This is a genomic window from Streptomyces sp. NPDC056734, from assembly GCF_042790455.1.
In the GTDB taxonomy this organism is placed as follows: domain Bacteria; phylum Actinomycetota; class Actinomycetes; order Streptomycetales; family Streptomycetaceae; genus Streptomyces.
On record NZ_JBHTZD010000046.1, the window covers coordinates 1 to 14428 of the forward strand.

General features: G+C 70.8%; 11 protein-coding genes and 1 pseudogene. 9 read left to right on the forward strand and 3 right to left on the reverse strand.

What is annotated here, in order from left to right:
• Nucleotides 1-160: 160 nt before the first annotated feature.
• Together ACFRFC_RS37500 and ACFRFC_RS37505 are read right to left on the reverse strand one after the other, a co-directional pair.
• Complete coding sequence (locus tag ACFRFC_RS37500) at nt 161-1057, reverse strand: AraC family transcriptional regulator N-terminal domain-containing protein (protein ID WP_382680233.1); 897 nt, start codon at nt 1055-1057, stop codon at nt 161-163.
• Nucleotides 1058-1194: 137 nt separating this feature from the next.
• Nucleotides 1195-2142 carry a YhfZ family protein gene (locus tag ACFRFC_RS37505; RefSeq protein WP_382680234.1) on the reverse strand — a complete coding sequence of 316 codons (948 nt, stop codon included), beginning with the start codon at nt 2140-2142 and terminating at the stop codon, nt 1195-1197.
• A 213-nt stretch (nt 2143-2355) separates the two neighbouring features.
• Here ACFRFC_RS37505 and ACFRFC_RS37510 point away from each other — a divergent pair, with 213 nt between their 5' ends.
• The 5 genes and pseudogenes from ACFRFC_RS37510 to ACFRFC_RS37530 form a co-directional block, all read left to right on the forward strand.
• On the forward strand, nt 2356-3261 hold the full coding sequence (locus tag ACFRFC_RS37510; RefSeq protein ID WP_382680235.1) for a hypothetical protein: 906 nt from the start codon (nt 2356-2358) through the stop codon (nt 3259-3261).
• 75 nt (nt 3262-3336) lie between these two features.
• Nucleotides 3337-4734: an FAD-binding oxidoreductase gene (locus tag ACFRFC_RS37515; protein ID WP_382680236.1), complete on the forward strand. Its 1398-nt coding sequence runs from the start codon at nt 3337-3339 to the stop codon at nt 4732-4734.
• Nucleotides 4735-4909: 175 nt separating this feature from the next.
• The gene (locus ACFRFC_RS37520; protein ID WP_382680237.1) at nt 4910-6409 is read left to right on the forward strand and encodes an FGGY family carbohydrate kinase; all 1500 of its coding nucleotides are present in this window, start codon (nt 4910-4912) and stop codon (nt 6407-6409) included.
• Nucleotides 6406-8037 carry an FAD-dependent oxidoreductase gene (locus tag ACFRFC_RS37525; RefSeq protein WP_382680238.1) on the forward strand — a complete coding sequence of 544 codons (1632 nt, stop codon included), beginning with the start codon at nt 6406-6408 and terminating at the stop codon, nt 8035-8037. Before ACFRFC_RS37520 ends, ACFRFC_RS37525 begins: the two co-directional genes overlap by 4 nt.
• Nucleotides 8038-8549: 512 nt before the next feature.
• Nucleotides 8550-8921 (forward strand): annotated as a pseudogene (locus ACFRFC_RS37530) (tyrosine-type recombinase/integrase); the annotation flags it as partial.
• Between the two features lie 79 nt (nt 8922-9000).
• Here ACFRFC_RS37530 and ACFRFC_RS37535 read toward each other — a convergent pair.
• Complete coding sequence (locus ACFRFC_RS37535) at nt 9001-9627, reverse strand: hypothetical protein (RefSeq protein ID WP_382680239.1); 627 nt, start codon at nt 9625-9627, stop codon at nt 9001-9003.
• 436 nt (nt 9628-10063) lie between these two features.
• Between ACFRFC_RS37535 and hemL the strand changes: the two genes are divergently transcribed.
• The 4 genes from hemL (at nt 10064) to ACFRFC_RS37555 (ending at nt 14405) form a co-directional block, all read left to right on the forward strand.
• Entirely contained in the window at nt 10064-11392 is a 1329-nt protein-coding gene (gene hemL, locus ACFRFC_RS37540) for a glutamate-1-semialdehyde 2,1-aminomutase (protein WP_382680601.1), read from the forward strand.
• 134 nt (nt 11393-11526) lie between these two features.
• The gene (locus tag ACFRFC_RS37545; RefSeq protein ID WP_382680602.1) at nt 11527-12174 is read left to right on the forward strand and encodes a histidine phosphatase family protein; all 648 of its coding nucleotides are present in this window, start codon (nt 11527-11529) and stop codon (nt 12172-12174) included.
• A 140-nt stretch (nt 12175-12314) separates the two neighbouring features.
• Nucleotides 12315-13706 carry a hypothetical protein gene (locus ACFRFC_RS37550; RefSeq protein ID WP_382680240.1) on the forward strand — a complete coding sequence of 464 codons (1392 nt, stop codon included), beginning with the start codon at nt 12315-12317 and terminating at the stop codon, nt 13704-13706.
• Nucleotides 13707-13772: 66 nt separating this feature from the next.
• Entirely contained in the window at nt 13773-14405 is a 633-nt protein-coding gene (locus ACFRFC_RS37555) for a TlpA family protein disulfide reductase (RefSeq protein ID WP_382680241.1), read from the forward strand.
• The last annotated feature ends 23 nt before the right edge of the window (nt 14406-14428 follow it).

A 14428-nucleotide genomic window follows, 5' to 3' on the forward strand; every position in this document is an offset into this window, starting at 1 on the left:
GCCCTTCGACGTCCAGGTCGTCCGCGCACCCCCTATGCCCTCGAAGCCCCGGACGACCTGGACACCCTCCGTGACGCACACCAACTCCCCTTCCCGCTACGGCGGGAGGGGGAGTTCGTCGTCATGCCCGCCGGGCCTCGTGATGCCTGCCGTGTTGCTGTCAGGCCCGCCGGATCGCGGTGGCGCTGGTGTGGTCGAGCCGGGCGCGGAGCCGGGCCGCGTCCTGTCCGGGCGGCAGGCCGTAGGCACTGCGGTACTCGCGGCTGAACTGGGTGGCGCTCACGTATCCGACCGCCTGCGCGACCTGGGCCGCGGTGGCGTCGCCCGCGGCCAGCCGCCGCCGGGCCACCTGCAACCGCAGCTGTTTCTGATACCTGAGCGGGCTCATGCCCGTGGCCGCCGTGAAGTGCCGGTGCAGGCTCGCGGGGCTCATGTGCGCGACGGCGGCGATCGCGTCGATGCTGAGCGGCTCGGTGTAGCGCTCGCAGATCCACCGGGCCACCTGGCGCACCCGGCTGGTGGCCGAGTCGGCCAGCGACCACTGACCCAGGACGGCGCCCAGAGAGCCGCGCAGCAGCCGGTAGAGGATCTCGCTCTCGGTGCGGGGGGCGAGCGGCCGGATGTCCTCAGGGGTGTCGAGGAGTTCGGCCCAGCGCGTGACCGCTTCGACGAGTTCCGGTGTCATCGGGGCCCTGACCTGCCCTGCCGCGGGCGACGGGGTGGCCGGGCCGGTCTCGTCCAGTTCGATGAGCAGGTCGGTGAGCGCCTGGCCGTCGAGTCGCATGATGGCGGACCGGTAGGGCGTCTTCGTCAGGTCGGCGGTGACGGGCAGGTCGACCGTGGTGAGGAGCATGTCGCCGGCGTGTGCGACCTGGCTGAGCTCTCCCGAGGTGGTGCGTTTCGCGCCCTCGGCGACGAAGCAGATCATCGGCTCGTACAGCAGGTCGGCGGGCTCGACGGGTGCGTCGGCCGCGACCAGGGAGAGCCGGGGGACCTCGGTGTCCGAGCGCAGCCCCACACAGTGGCGGTCGATGGCCGCCGCGAGCCGGTCCAGCACGTCACACTCACACCCTTCCCTGAGAGGATCGGCCACTCAGTCCATTTCCGTTGCGGGCAGGGCCGGCTCCAGCTCGCAGGGATGTTCCCAGCGCCGACCGCGTCCACCCTCACCCCTCATGCTCATCGCGGTCCGGGTCAGGGCTCCTGGCCGAGCTGCCGCTGTTGCGCCTGGACGAGGGTGGGCAGCCTGATCGCGGCCAGGACGGCGGTGAGTTCGCCGCGTTGCGGCCATCCGACGAGGGCGGCGGCGGACAGGTCCCGCCATGCCGTGGCAGTGGGCAGGTCCTCCAGGTCGGTGCAGCTCAGCCCCGCGAGGTCAAGGGGGATGACGGTGTGGCTGAGGTGCCAGACGCCGGCGTCGACCTCACCGCGCAGCACCGCCGCCGGGACCTCGGGGAACTTGCAGGGCACGTAGACGTATCCGTGGCCGGGCGGATAGGCGGACTCGGTCAGCAGGACGTGGTCGGGTGAGTCGCGGTCGATGGCGACCCGCGCGCCCGGCCCGGGTTCCGGGTCGGCTGTCCTGGTGACGGAGACGAGCCGGCGCGGGGCGTAGTAGGTGCCGGGGGGCAGAACGAGCGTCGGTGCCGCCTCCAGCCGTCGGGCGGCGTCATCGAGGGTGCCCGCCGAGACGACCGCGAGGTCGTAGTCCCCGGCGACGATGGCGTCGATGCGGCGGGCGGCGCCCCGTTGGTGGTGAACGGTGTGGGGAACACCCAGCGTGGTCAGCTCACCTGCGAGGGCCTCGGTGAGGACATCGATCTCCACCGGGCCGCCGGGCGGGAAGAGCAGCCGCAGGGGCGTGAGTCCCGCCAGGTGCCAGGCCGCGCCGATGTCGAGTGAGTCCAGGGTGCGGCCGAGATGGCCTCGCGAGGTCACCGTGAGCGCCTGCTGATCCGCGAGGAGCTTCATCGCGCGCTGGACCGTTCCGGCGCTGGCACCCAGCGTGCGCAGATAGTGGCTGTTGGTCGGCAGTGAAGCCCCGACACCGGCCCGGAGCGCATCGGCCACGATCGCCCTCACGGCCTGGTCCAGTGGCCGCTGCGCCGCCGGGGGAGTGAGAGAACCCGTCCGGTCGCTCACAGGTGTGGTCCCTCTCTCTGCCCTCGGCCGCGGGCTGCGCGGCGCTCTTCCCGCGATCCGGCCGAGCCGGACGAACCCGGTGGATCACGTTACAGGAACCCATTGACAGCGCTCGGGCGCCGCCGTACTGTCGCTCCAAAATTTGAGTACTCCAAAAACGGAGTATTCTGGAGAAGCGACGTCGGGTGCGTCGCCTTTCGGACGGGAAGACGGATGAACCTCACGCTGGAGTCAATCGCCGCCGCCGCGGCAGGCGGTCTGTTCGCCGCGGCCATCGGCGCGCTGGCGGCATTCGTACTGTGCGGGCTGGCGATCCTGGTCGGCGTCGGTGCCGTGATCGGCGCCGGGAACCCCTGGTTCCTTGAGCATGTCGCTCTCGGCGAGTGGTTCGGACCGCACATCGCCTTCGCCGGCGCCATCGCCGCGGTCGCCTACGCGGCCCGCAGGGGCAAGGCCGACGGGCGCGACATCGTGTCCGGGATGGTCGGCCTGGCGGACCCGCTGACCCTGGTCGTCGGCGCGGTCTTCGGTGTGTTCGGCCTCGTCGTGCAGAGCGCCCTGAACACGAACGACTGGATGCTCACGCACACCAACACCACGGCCATCACCGTCGTCGTCTCCGCGATCGTCGTCCGCCTGGTCTTCGGCCGTACGGGGCTGTTCGGCAGGACGGACGCGACCGGTCTGCGCGCCCGGTTCCGCACCACGGAGAAGGCGGTGTGGCTCAAGTGGCAGGAAACCCCGCTGATGAACGGCCTCCTCGGCGTCGGTGTCGGATTCCTCGCCTCCTGGTCGGCGGTCGCCCTGGTGAAGACCGACCCGGCACTCGGCGTCGCCGCCGGGGTCCTCGCCTTCGGTGTCTCCGCCCTCTCCCTGATCTTCCTGGCCACGCCCGTAGCCGTACCCGTGACCCACCACATCACCGCGGTCGCCGCCGCGGCCGGTCTGGCGTTCTCCTCGGTGTGGATCGGCGCGCTGGCCGGACTGGTGACCGCCCTCGTCGGCGAGGCGGCTTCGAGACTGGTCCTCATCCACGGCGACACTCACATAGACCCGCCGGCGGTCGCGATCGCCGTCATGACCCCGGTCGCCCTCACCGCGGCAGCCGTGCTGACCTGACAGCGCGGACGTGGTTCGGGAGGCCCCTCACCCCCTCACCCCCCTCACCCCCACTCATCGACAGAAGGACAGAGCGTGTCTGACATCTCTACCGTCGTGGAACTGCTCACCGAGGCCCTCGGGCCCGACGCGGTCAGCACGGATCCGGCGGTCCTGGCGGCCACGAGCCACGACACCTGGCCGGTGTCCACCAAGTGGGACCTCCAGGACAAGCACCCGTACCCGGCGCAGGTGGTCGTCAGGGCCCGCACCGAGCAGGAGGTCGTGGCCGTTCTGCGCGCCGCGGGCACCACGGGCACCCCGGTGACGACCCGCGCCCTGGGCTCGTCGGTGACCGGACAGCCGCTGCCGACCCGTGGAGGCATCGTCCTCGATGTGTCCGGGCTGGTCGGGCCCCATGTCGTCGACGAGACCGACATGACGGTGACGGCCCCCGCGGGCAACAACGGCGGCGAACTGGAGGACGCGCTCAACGCGGCGGGCTGGACCACCCGCTTCTCCCCGCAGTCCCTCTATCGCTCCTCGGTCGGCGGATGGCTCGCCACCCTCGCCACCGGCCAGTTCTCCTCCCGGTACGGCGGCATCGAGGACCTGGTCGTCGGCTACCGCGTGGTGCTGGCGACCGGGGAGGTGGCCGAGCTGAAGGCGTCGCCCAGGGCGGCCATGGGCCCCGACCTGCGGCAGCTGTTCCTCGGCTCCGAAGGAACACTCGGCGTGATCACCCAGGTGACCTACAAGATCATTCCGATCCCGTCCGACCAGCGGGTGCAGGCGTTCCGGCTGCCCGACGTCGCCGCCGGCCTCGCCGTGATGCGCGAACAGGCCGCCGTAGGTCTGCGACCGTTCCTGCTGCGCCTGTACGACACCGACGAGGCACGCCACGCCATGGCCGACCCGACCGTCGGCCACCCGGTGCTGTTCGCCGGCACCGAAGGCGAACCGGCCGTCTCGGCCGCCGAACTCCAGGTACTGACCGACATCGCCACCGCCCACGGCGCGACGGCACTGGGCCCGGAACCGGCCGCCGCCTGGATGGACCGGCGCTTCGACTTCTCCACCGTCGAGAACTACCTCAAGACCCCCGGCGGCTATGCCGAGACCATCGAGGTCGCCCACACCTGGCGGCACATCGAGGGCCTGTACGACGCCATGAAGTCGGCCCTGGCCCCGCTCGCGGACGAGGTACTCGCGCACTTCTCCCACGTGTACACCCAGGGCACGTCGATGTACCTCATCCTCCTCGGCCACGCGCAGGACGACGCCGCCGCCACCGAGCGGCTGGAGAAGATCTGGTCGACCGCCATGGCGGTCTGCCTCGACCACGGCGCCGAGTTGTCCCACCACCACGGCGGTGGCCTGGCCCGCTCGCCGTACTCGCGCCGCTCGCTGGGCTCGGCCCACCTGGTCCTGCGCAAGCTCAAGCACGCGCTGGACCCGGACGCCGTCCTCAACCCCGGAAAGCTCGGTCTCTGACCGTCCGTCCGCCAACCGGAAAGCCCGGTCTCTCTGACCCTCGTCCACCCGGAATGCCCGGTCTCTGACCGTTCGCCACCCGGAAATCACGGTCTCTGACCCTCAATCCCCGGCCCCCTCCTCCTCCACCCTTGCCGCCCGGCGGCGGCGCACCCCCAGGATCTGGAGCTCAACGATGAGTAACGCATCCCGTCTCCTTGTCATCGACGAGGGCACCACCGGCACCCGTGCCCTGGTGTTCGACGGCACCGGCGCCATCCGCAGCCGCGCCTACAGCGAGTTCACCCAGCACCACCCGGCGGCGGACCGGGTCGAGCACGACCCCGAGGAGATCTGGCAGCTCACCTCGGCCCGCATCACCGAAGCCCTGCGCACCGACGGCACCGACCCGGCCGCCCTCTCCGCGGTCGGCATCACCAACCAGCGCGCCACGACCGTCCTGTGGGACCGGACCACCGGCGAGGCCGTCGCCCCGGCCATCGTCTGGCAGGACCTGCGCACCGCCACGATGGCCGCCAACCTCCAGCCCGAGTGGGGCCGGACCGTACAGGCCCGCACCGGCTGGACGCTGGCGCCGGTCTACTCCTCCCTGTCCCTGTGCTGGATGCTGGAGAACGACCGGGACCTCGCCCGGCGGGCCGAGGCCGGCGAACTGGCCTTCGGCACCATCGACTCCTGGCTCATCCACCGGCTCACCGGTGGCGCGGTGCACGCCATCAGCGCGTCGAACGCCGCCGTCACCGGCGCCTACGACCTGCTCGCCGGCTCCTGGTACAAGGACTGGCTCGGCGCCCTCGGACTCCCGCTGAGCCTCTTCCCCGAGGTCGTCGACGACTCCGGGCCCATCGGCACCACCGACGCCTCGGTCATCGGCGCCGAGATCCCCATCACCGCGGCCATCGCCGACCAGTCCGCCGCGCTGTTCGGACAGGGCTGCCTGCGCCCCGGCGACGCCAAGACCACCCACGGCACCGGCACCTTCCTCGACGTGAACACCGGCACCGAACCCGTCATCTCCCAGCACGGGCTCAGCACCATCGTCGCCTGGCGACGCGACGGCATCACCACCTACGGGCTGGAGGGCTACGCCCCGGTCACCGGCTCCGCCGTCCAGTGGCTGCGGGACGGAGCCGAACTGCTCACCGACGCGGCCGAGACCGAGGAACTGGCCCGCGGTGTCCAGGACAACAACGGCGTCTACTTCGTCCCCGCCCTGACCGGACTCGGCGCACCGTCCTGGGACTCCAGCGCACGCGGCCTGCTCATCGGCCTCACCCCCGGCACCACCCGCGGCCACCTCGCCCGCGCCGCGCTGGAGGGAATCGTCTACTCCATCAAGGATTTCATCGAACTCATGTCGGAGGAGTCCGGCCGGGCCGTGACGACGATGCGCGCCGACGGGGGCGCCTCCGCCAACGACTTCCTGCTCCAGTTCCAGGCCGACATGCTCGGCGCCACCATCCACCGCCCCGCCAACGTCGAAGCGACGGCGACCGGAGCCGCCTACCTGGCCGGACTGGGCGTCGGCATCTGGTCCGACCCCCAGGACTGCTTCCGGGAGACCGACGACGACGCCGTTTTCACCCCGGCCATGGACGACGCGTCCCGCGAGGCCAACTACACCCAATGGCAGCGTGCCGTCGAGCGCGCGAAGGGATGGGCGATCCAGCCATGAAGCGCTTCACCGCATCCGATCTGCCTGCCGAGGCCGACGTCCTCATCATCGGCGGAGGCATCACCGGCGCCTCCGTCGCACGGGACGCGGCCCTGCGCGGACTCTCGGTGGTCCTGGTCGACCGCGACGACTTCGCCTCCGGCACCTCCAGCCGATCCTCGAAACTCATCCACGGCGGCCTGCGATACCTCCAGACGTACCAGTTCAGGATGGTCAACGAATCGGTCCGCGAACGCGAGGTCATGATGCGCATCGCCCCACACCTGGCCGACCTCCAACCATTCCTCTACCTCGTCTACGACGGCTACCCCGAAGGCCGCGCCCTGCTCAACCTGGGCCTCACCTTCTACGACGCCTTCTCCCGCGCCCCGCTGAAACGACGCCACCGCATGCTGGGCCGGGACGCCGTACTGCGCCGTGAACCGCACCTCAACCCGCACGGACTCAAGGGCGGCGGCCTCTACCACGACGCCCTCACCGACGACGCCCGGCTGGTCCTGGACGTCCTGGAGTCGGCGTCCCGGGCGGGGGCGCTGCTGTCCAACCACCGAGAGGTCACCGCCCTCATCCACGAACACGGCCGGATCGCGGGCGCGGAACTCACCGACCGGCTCACCGGCGAGCACCTCACCGTCCGCGCCAAGACCGTCGTCAACGCGGCGGGCCCCTGGGTCGACCGGGTACTCGGCTTGGAACAGCCCCCCGAGCACCCCACCCTGCGCCCCACCAAGGGCGTGCACATCGTGCTGCGCACCGAGGACTTCCCCCTGCACACCGCCGTGTTCCTGCGCTCCCCCTCGGACTCCCGCGTCGTATGGCCCACCCCCGCGGGCGACGGCCGGCACGTCTACGTCGGCACCACCGACACCGACTTCACCGGCTCCCTCGACGACGTGGTCGGCACCGAGGAGGACTTCGCCTACCTCCTGGAGGCCGCCAACCACACCCTGCCCGGCGCCCACGTCGACACCAGCCACATCGTCGCCTCCTGGGCCGGACTGCGCCCCCTGATCGCCCCCGCCCCGGGCACGTCCAACTCGGCCGCGTCCCGCGAGCACACCCTCACGACAGGGCCCGGCGGCATGATCACCGCCGCGGGCGGCAAGCTGACCACCGCCCGCCTCATGGGCGCGCAGATCGTCGACCTCGTCGCCGGACAACTGCGCGACCGTCACGGAATCCGCGGGCTGCCCCCGTCCACCACCGGCCGCACGGCGATCTCCGGTGGCGCGGCCGGCGAGATCTTCCGCGCCCGGCAGGACCTGGCCTCGGCACCCGTCACACCGCAGACCGGGCAACGATGGCTGCGCCGCTACGGCGGAAACGCCACCGGACTGGCCGCCGCGGCGACCCGGAACCCGAAGGACGGCGTCACCATCAATGACTCGGTCCTCACCAGGGCGGAGATCGAGCACGCCGTCCACCACGAGATGGCCATGACCGTCGCGGACGTCCTGGTCCGCCGGACCGGATCGTTCTTCTGGTCCGCCGACGGGGACACCTCCGTCATCGACCACGTCTCGGACGCACTCGACGCCGCACACGGCTACACACCGCAACAGCGGGCGGCACAGCAGACCGACTACACACGCTGGGTCGAACGCAACCGGGGAAGCGGTACTCGCTGATGCCCAGGGCGCGCCGTCACCCGCGCAAGTGACGGCGCGAGCCATCCGCGTCCGGCCGGCTCGGCAGCGCTGGCCCGCCCGCCGGACCATGTGCTTCAGCCCCGGCACCAAGTGCTTGCGGGGATCACCCGGCGACGTCGCCAGGGCGACCGTCGCCGCCACGATGAGGTCGCGCCGCCCGTTCCCAGGAGAAGACTCGGTCCACGCCGCAGTGGGGAAGGCATCGACTCTCGCCAAGGAACAAGGGAACAGGTGAGCACCGGCTGCACCGCGACCGGAACAGGGGCGGTCGTTGCCCCGCACGGTCTCGGATTCATCAGTTCTCACAGGGCAGACGGGAAAGATCCCGCAACGACTGGAACACCGCGTGCGGGCATGTCAACGTAGACGACCTCCCGAACTCCCCGGCCCCGGTGTACTGGGTCACCCCACGCCACCTGGCCGGCGACGACAACGCCCTCGCCGAGCACATCGGCGACACCCTCACCGCCCTCGGCCGGCACCTGTGGCCCACCGTCCGCAACCACATCGTCGAACACCTCGGTCGACGCGAGCCGCGGTCCCTCAACCAGCCCTCAGTCATCCAGGGATGGATTCGGACGCTTCAGGACAGCGGCCTCGAAGTGTCCACGATCGAGGGCATCTTCGACATCCTCTCCAGCATCCTCGGCGCGGCCCCGGAGGACGGGATGCACGCCCTCCGCCACGCCTACGCCTCCGTGCTCCTCGACGCGGGGGAGAGCATCAAGGCGCTCTCCGAGTACCTCGGCCATACAGACCCCGGCTTCACCCCACGGACGTACACACACCTGCTGCCGTCCAGCGAGACCCGTACCCGCCCGCCACCCGGGGGCACATCCGCACCCCCGGCGAAACCAATGTGCACTGGCGGCCTGACGGCCCTGTCCGCACATGACGAGGGCGGGGTCGTGAAACCCCGCCCGAAATCAGCGAACCCCCAGCTCAGGGCCACACCAAGCAATACGGCTGATGCCCCGCCTCATGCAACCGATGTGAGAAGTCCTGCCACTCATGCAGCAGTTGATACACATTGAACGCATCCCGCGGCCCCCCGCGATCCGGGACCGTCGACCAGATGAACGCCGCCGCGCCGACCGTCTCCTCGCCGATGCCGCGCAGGGGGTCGACCACGGTCATGGGGAGTTTGACGACCGCGTAGTCGGGGTGGAGGACGACGAGTTCGAGGGGCGGGACCTTGTGGAGGGGGACGCCCTCGATGCCGGTGAGGACCATCGCGGCCATCGTCTCCGGCTTGATCTTGGTGAACATGCCGTTCATCCCGAGTTCGTCGCCGCCGAGTTCCTCGGGGCGCATCGAGATCGGGACCCGGGCCGCGGTCGCGCCGTCCGGCGCGCCGAAGTACTTGTACGTCACCCCCACCCGACCACCATTCCTGCTCCCGGCCCGCAGACCGTCCAACCGGCGCTCGACCGGCTCCGGCTCGTTCGGCGCACCCTGTGTCTGACGTGTTTCGGCGGCTTCCTCCGCGTCGCGCCGGTGCCTTCCCCGCCGGGCACGCCGAGGACCCAGGTCATCAGTCCCCTCGCCCAGTCCGCCACCGCGATGCATATCTCCACCCGACTGCTTTTCTAGGACGCCCGACCCCGGCCGCGCAACCCGATCATCGTCTCAGTGACCTCCCCCACGGCCGCCCGCCGAAACGTGCGGTGAAACACCTGTCCGCGGGTTCTTCACAGCCACCGTTCCATACGGCTCCGGGAGCTGTGTGTATCACGCCCATTTTCGCAGATGGCGGAGAAAGGGCCATCGGTCTGCGCCGCGCGAGGCCCTGCCCGCGCGCCCGCCCGAGGCTCCGGGGCTCCATGATGCCCTCTCCCGCGCCCCCACCCCACTCCCCCCACCCCCACTCCCCCCACCTCCATCCCGCCCCACCGCCCCACCGCCCCACCGCCGTCCCCACCCCCCTGTCCTACCCTGAGGACAACACTGCCCCAGGAGTCCGAGAAGTCGGAGAAGTCGGAGAAGTCGCAAGGCCATGAGCGTCATGAGCGTCAAGAGCGAACCGCCCTATCCCTACGATGCACCCGCCTCGCAGGCGCTGTTCGACCGCGCGGAGGCCGTCACGCCCGGCGGCGTGAACTCGCCGGTCCGTGCTTTCCGCGCGGTCGGCGGCACGCCCCGGTTCATGGTGTCCGGCACCGGGCCGTACCTCACGGACGCCGACGGGCGGGAGTACGTCGATCTCGTCTGCTCCTGGGGACCGATGATCCTCGGGCACGCGCACCCCGAGGTGATCGCCGCCGTCCAGGCCGCCGTCGCCCACGGCACCTCCTTCGGCACGCCCGGTGAGGGCGAGGTCGCGCTGGCCGAGGAGATGGTCGCGCGGGTCGCGCCGCTGGAGCAGGTGCGGCTGGTCTCCAGCGGGACCGAGGCGACCATGTCCGCCATCCGGCTCGCCCGTGGCTTCACCGGCCGCACCAAGGTGATCAAGTTCGCCGGCTGCTACCACGGGCACGTCGACGCCCTCCTCGCCGCCGCCGGCTCCGGCGTCGCCACCTTCGCGCTCCCCGACACCCCCGGCGTCACGGGCGCCCAGGCCGCCGACACGATCGTGCTGCCGTACAACGACCTCGAAGCAGTCCAGGCCGCCTTCCACGCCCACCCGGGCGACATCGCCTGTGTGATCACCGAGGCGTCCCCCGGCAACATGGGCGTCGTACCGCCACTGCCCGGCTTCAACCAGGGACTCAAGGACGCCTGCGCCCGAAACGGCGCCCTCTACATCTCCGACGAGGTCATGACGGGGTTCCGGACCAGCCGGGCCGGGTGGTACGGGATCGATGGGGTCGTCCCGGATCTCCTGACCTTCGGGAAGGTCATGGGGGGCGGGTTTCCCGCCGCCGCGTTCGGCGGACGCGCCGATGTCATGGGCCACCTCGCCCCGGCCGGACCCGTCTACCAGGCCGGCACCCTCTCCGGGAACCCCGTCGCCACCGCCGCCGGACTCGCCCAGCTGCGCCTGCTCGACGCGCGCGCGTACGACACCCTGGACGCCGTCTCCGCCCAGATCCAGGGCCTGGTCGCCGAGGCGCTGAACAAAGAAGGCATCGCCCACCGGATCCAGACCGCCTCCAGCATGTTCTCCGTCTTCTTCACCAGCCGCGAGGTGCGCACCTACGAGGACGCGCGCGGGCAGGAGTCCTTCCGCTACAACGCGTTCTTCCACTCGCTGCTCGCGAACGGCGTCTATCTGCCGCCCTCGTCCTTCGAGTCCTGGTTCGTCTCCACCGCGCACGACGACCGCGCCGTGCAGCGGATCGCCGACGCCCTCCCGGCGGCGGCCCGAGCGGCTGCGGAGGCCACGGCGGCATGACGTACGACCACACCCCACGCACCCCCGACCACACCCCGCCCACCCCCGACCCCACTCCACCAACCGGCACGGGCACCGGCACCGGCACCGGCGCCCACCCCCGCCCCCACCCCGACCTCACCGTCGTCCACCTCATGCGGCACGGCGAGGTGGCCAACCCGGACGGCATCCTCTACGGGCGGCTGCCCGGCTACCACCTCTCCGAGCTGGGCGTCCGGATGGCCGACCGGATCGCCGAGCACCTCGCCGACCGTGACATCACCCACGTCGTCGCCTCGCCCCTGGAGCGCGCCCACGAGACGGCCACCCCGATCGCCAAGACCCACGGGCTCGACCTGGCGACCGACGTCCGGCTCATCGAGGCGGGCAATGTCTTCCAGGGCAAGACCTTCGGCGTCGGCGACGGCGCGCTACGCCGCCCGGAGAACTGGAAGCACCTGTTCAACCCGTTCCGCCCGTCCTGGGGAGAGCCGTACATCGATCAGGTCGTGCGGATGATGGGGGCGCTGGACGCCGCCAGGCAAGCGGCGCGCGGGCACGAGGCCGTGCTGGTCAGCCATCAGCTGCCGATCTGGATCGTGCGGTCCTACGTCGAGCGGCGGCGGCTGTGGCACGACCCGCGGCGGCGGCAGTGCACCCTCGCCTCCCTGACGTCCTTCACCTACGACGGGGACCGGATCGTGTCCGTCGGGTACAGCGAGCCCGCACTGGATCTGGTGCCGTTGCATCTGCGGGCGGGCGCCAGGCCGGTGAAGGGGAAGGACAAGGCTTTCGGGGCCTGACCGCCCCGGGTTCCTCCTCGCCCCCTCCGTGACGGTTTCGTTGCATTTGTTTGCAAACCTTCACTTATATGAGGAACCTCCCCGTTCCTGCCGCCCTCTGACTGGGTGACCACCACAGGGCCTCAGGGGACGGGGAAGCCATGCCTCAGATCGATCGCGACCGGCTGACGAACGACGCCGGTCGCAGAGGTGCCATCAGCCGCAACAGCAACAGCAACAGCAGCCGCATCAGCCGAAGCAGCCGCATCAGCCGCAGGGGAGCGCTCGGGCTGGGCGCCGGGGCCGCCGCCGCTGTCGGGCTCTCCGCGTGCGGTACCCAGTCGGACGGGGCGAGCCGCCCATCCGGTTCCGGGAACGGCAACGGCAACGGGAACAGCCGCGGCAGCGGCGACGGCAGCCCCACCCCCGCCGCCAAGCCGATCGGCGACGGCTCGACCGCCTTCACCGGCAAGCAGCCCCACCAGCCCGAGGCGCCCCGGCCGCTGGAACCGGGGGAGACCCCGCCGCAGTTCGTCGTCTTCTCCTGGGACGGGGCCGGCGAGGTCGGCAACGGCCTCTTCCCCCGCTTCCTCGACCTCGCCGAGGAACACGGCGCCCACATGACCTTCTTCCTCTCCGGGGTGTATCTGCTCCCCGAGTCGAAGAAGCGGCTGTACAACCCCCCGAACAACCCGCGCGGCGCCTCCGACATCGGCTATCTCACCGACGCCCACATCAAGGACACCCTCACCAACGTCCGCCGCGCCTGGCTCGACGGACATGAGATAGGCACCCACTTCAACGGGCACTTCTGCGCCGGCTCCGGCTCGGTCGGCAACTGGACCCCGCAGCAGTGGCGCAGCGAGATAGACCAGGCGAAGTCCTTCGTGAAGGAGTGGCGCACCAATAGCGGATGGACCGACCTGCCGTCCCTGCCCTTCGACTACGACAAGGAACTCGTCGGCGGCCGTACGCCCTGTCTGCTCGGCCAGGACAATCTGCTGCCCACCGCCCGTGAACTGGGATGGCGCTACGACGCCTCCTCGCCCGGCGGGCTCCAGGTGTGGCCGGCCAAGCGCAAGGGCGTATGGGATCTGCCGTTGCAGCAGATTCCGTTCCCGGGGCGCGGCTTCGAGGTGCTCGCCATGGACTACAACATCCTCGCCAACCAGTCCGTCAACTCCACCAACGCTCCCGCGCACAACCACCCCGGCTGGCGCAAGCAGGCGACCAGGGCCTACATCGCCGGCTTCGAGCGGGCATACGAGACAAATCGGGCACCCTTCTTCGTCGGCAACCACTTCGAGCAGTGGAACGGCGGCATCTACATGGACGCCGTCGAGGAGGCCCTCAAGCGCGTCGCCCGCGAGAAGGAGAAGGGCGAGGACGTCCGGCTGGTCTCCTTCCGTCAGTTCGTGGACTGGCTGGACGTGCAGAAGCCGGAGGTGCTGGAGCGGCTCCGGACCCTGGGCGTGGGCCAGGCGCCGACCGGCGGATGGAGCGGGTTCCTCGGCGGCGGGGCGGGCGCGACCGAGTCGGAGAACGCCGCCTGAAATGGGGGTTTCCGGTCCCGAGGGGGGTGCCCAAGATCCCCGGAACGGACATGCGAAACTTTTCACATGAGTGCCGCCAGCCCCGCCTCCCCGCGCGCGAACCGCTCCGCCACCCCCATCCGCCGCCGCGCCGCCCTGGGGGCAGGCGCCGCCACGGTCGCGCTGCTCGCCACCGCGTGCAGCTCCGGCGGGACGTCCGGCGGAGGCGGCGGCACCGGCTACATCACCGGCTCCGACGGCATCGCCACCGTCGAACCGGCGGAGCGCGCCGCCGTCCCCGACCTGTCCGGCCCGACCGTGGACGGCGAGACGGCGGACGTCGCCGACTACGAGGGTCAGGTCGTCGTCCTGAACATCTGGGGCTCCTGGTGCCCGCCCTGCCGGGCCGAGGCGAAGAACTTCGAGAAGGTCTACCAGGACGTCAAGGACCAGGGTGTCCAGTTCATCGGCATCAACACCCGCGACGGCTCCACCGGCCTCGCCCTCGCCTTCGAGGAGGAGTTCGGGATCAGCTACCCGAGTCTGTACGACCCGACCGGGAAGCTGATGCTCCGCTTCGAGGAGGGCACCCTCAATCCCCAGGCCATCCCCTCCACGCTGATCATCGACCGGGAGGGCAGAATCGCCGCGCGCACCCTCCAGGCGCTCAGCGAGGAGAAGCTCCGCAAGATGCTCGCCCCGGTGCTGGCGGAGAAGTGATATGACCGGATCGTCCGGCGTAT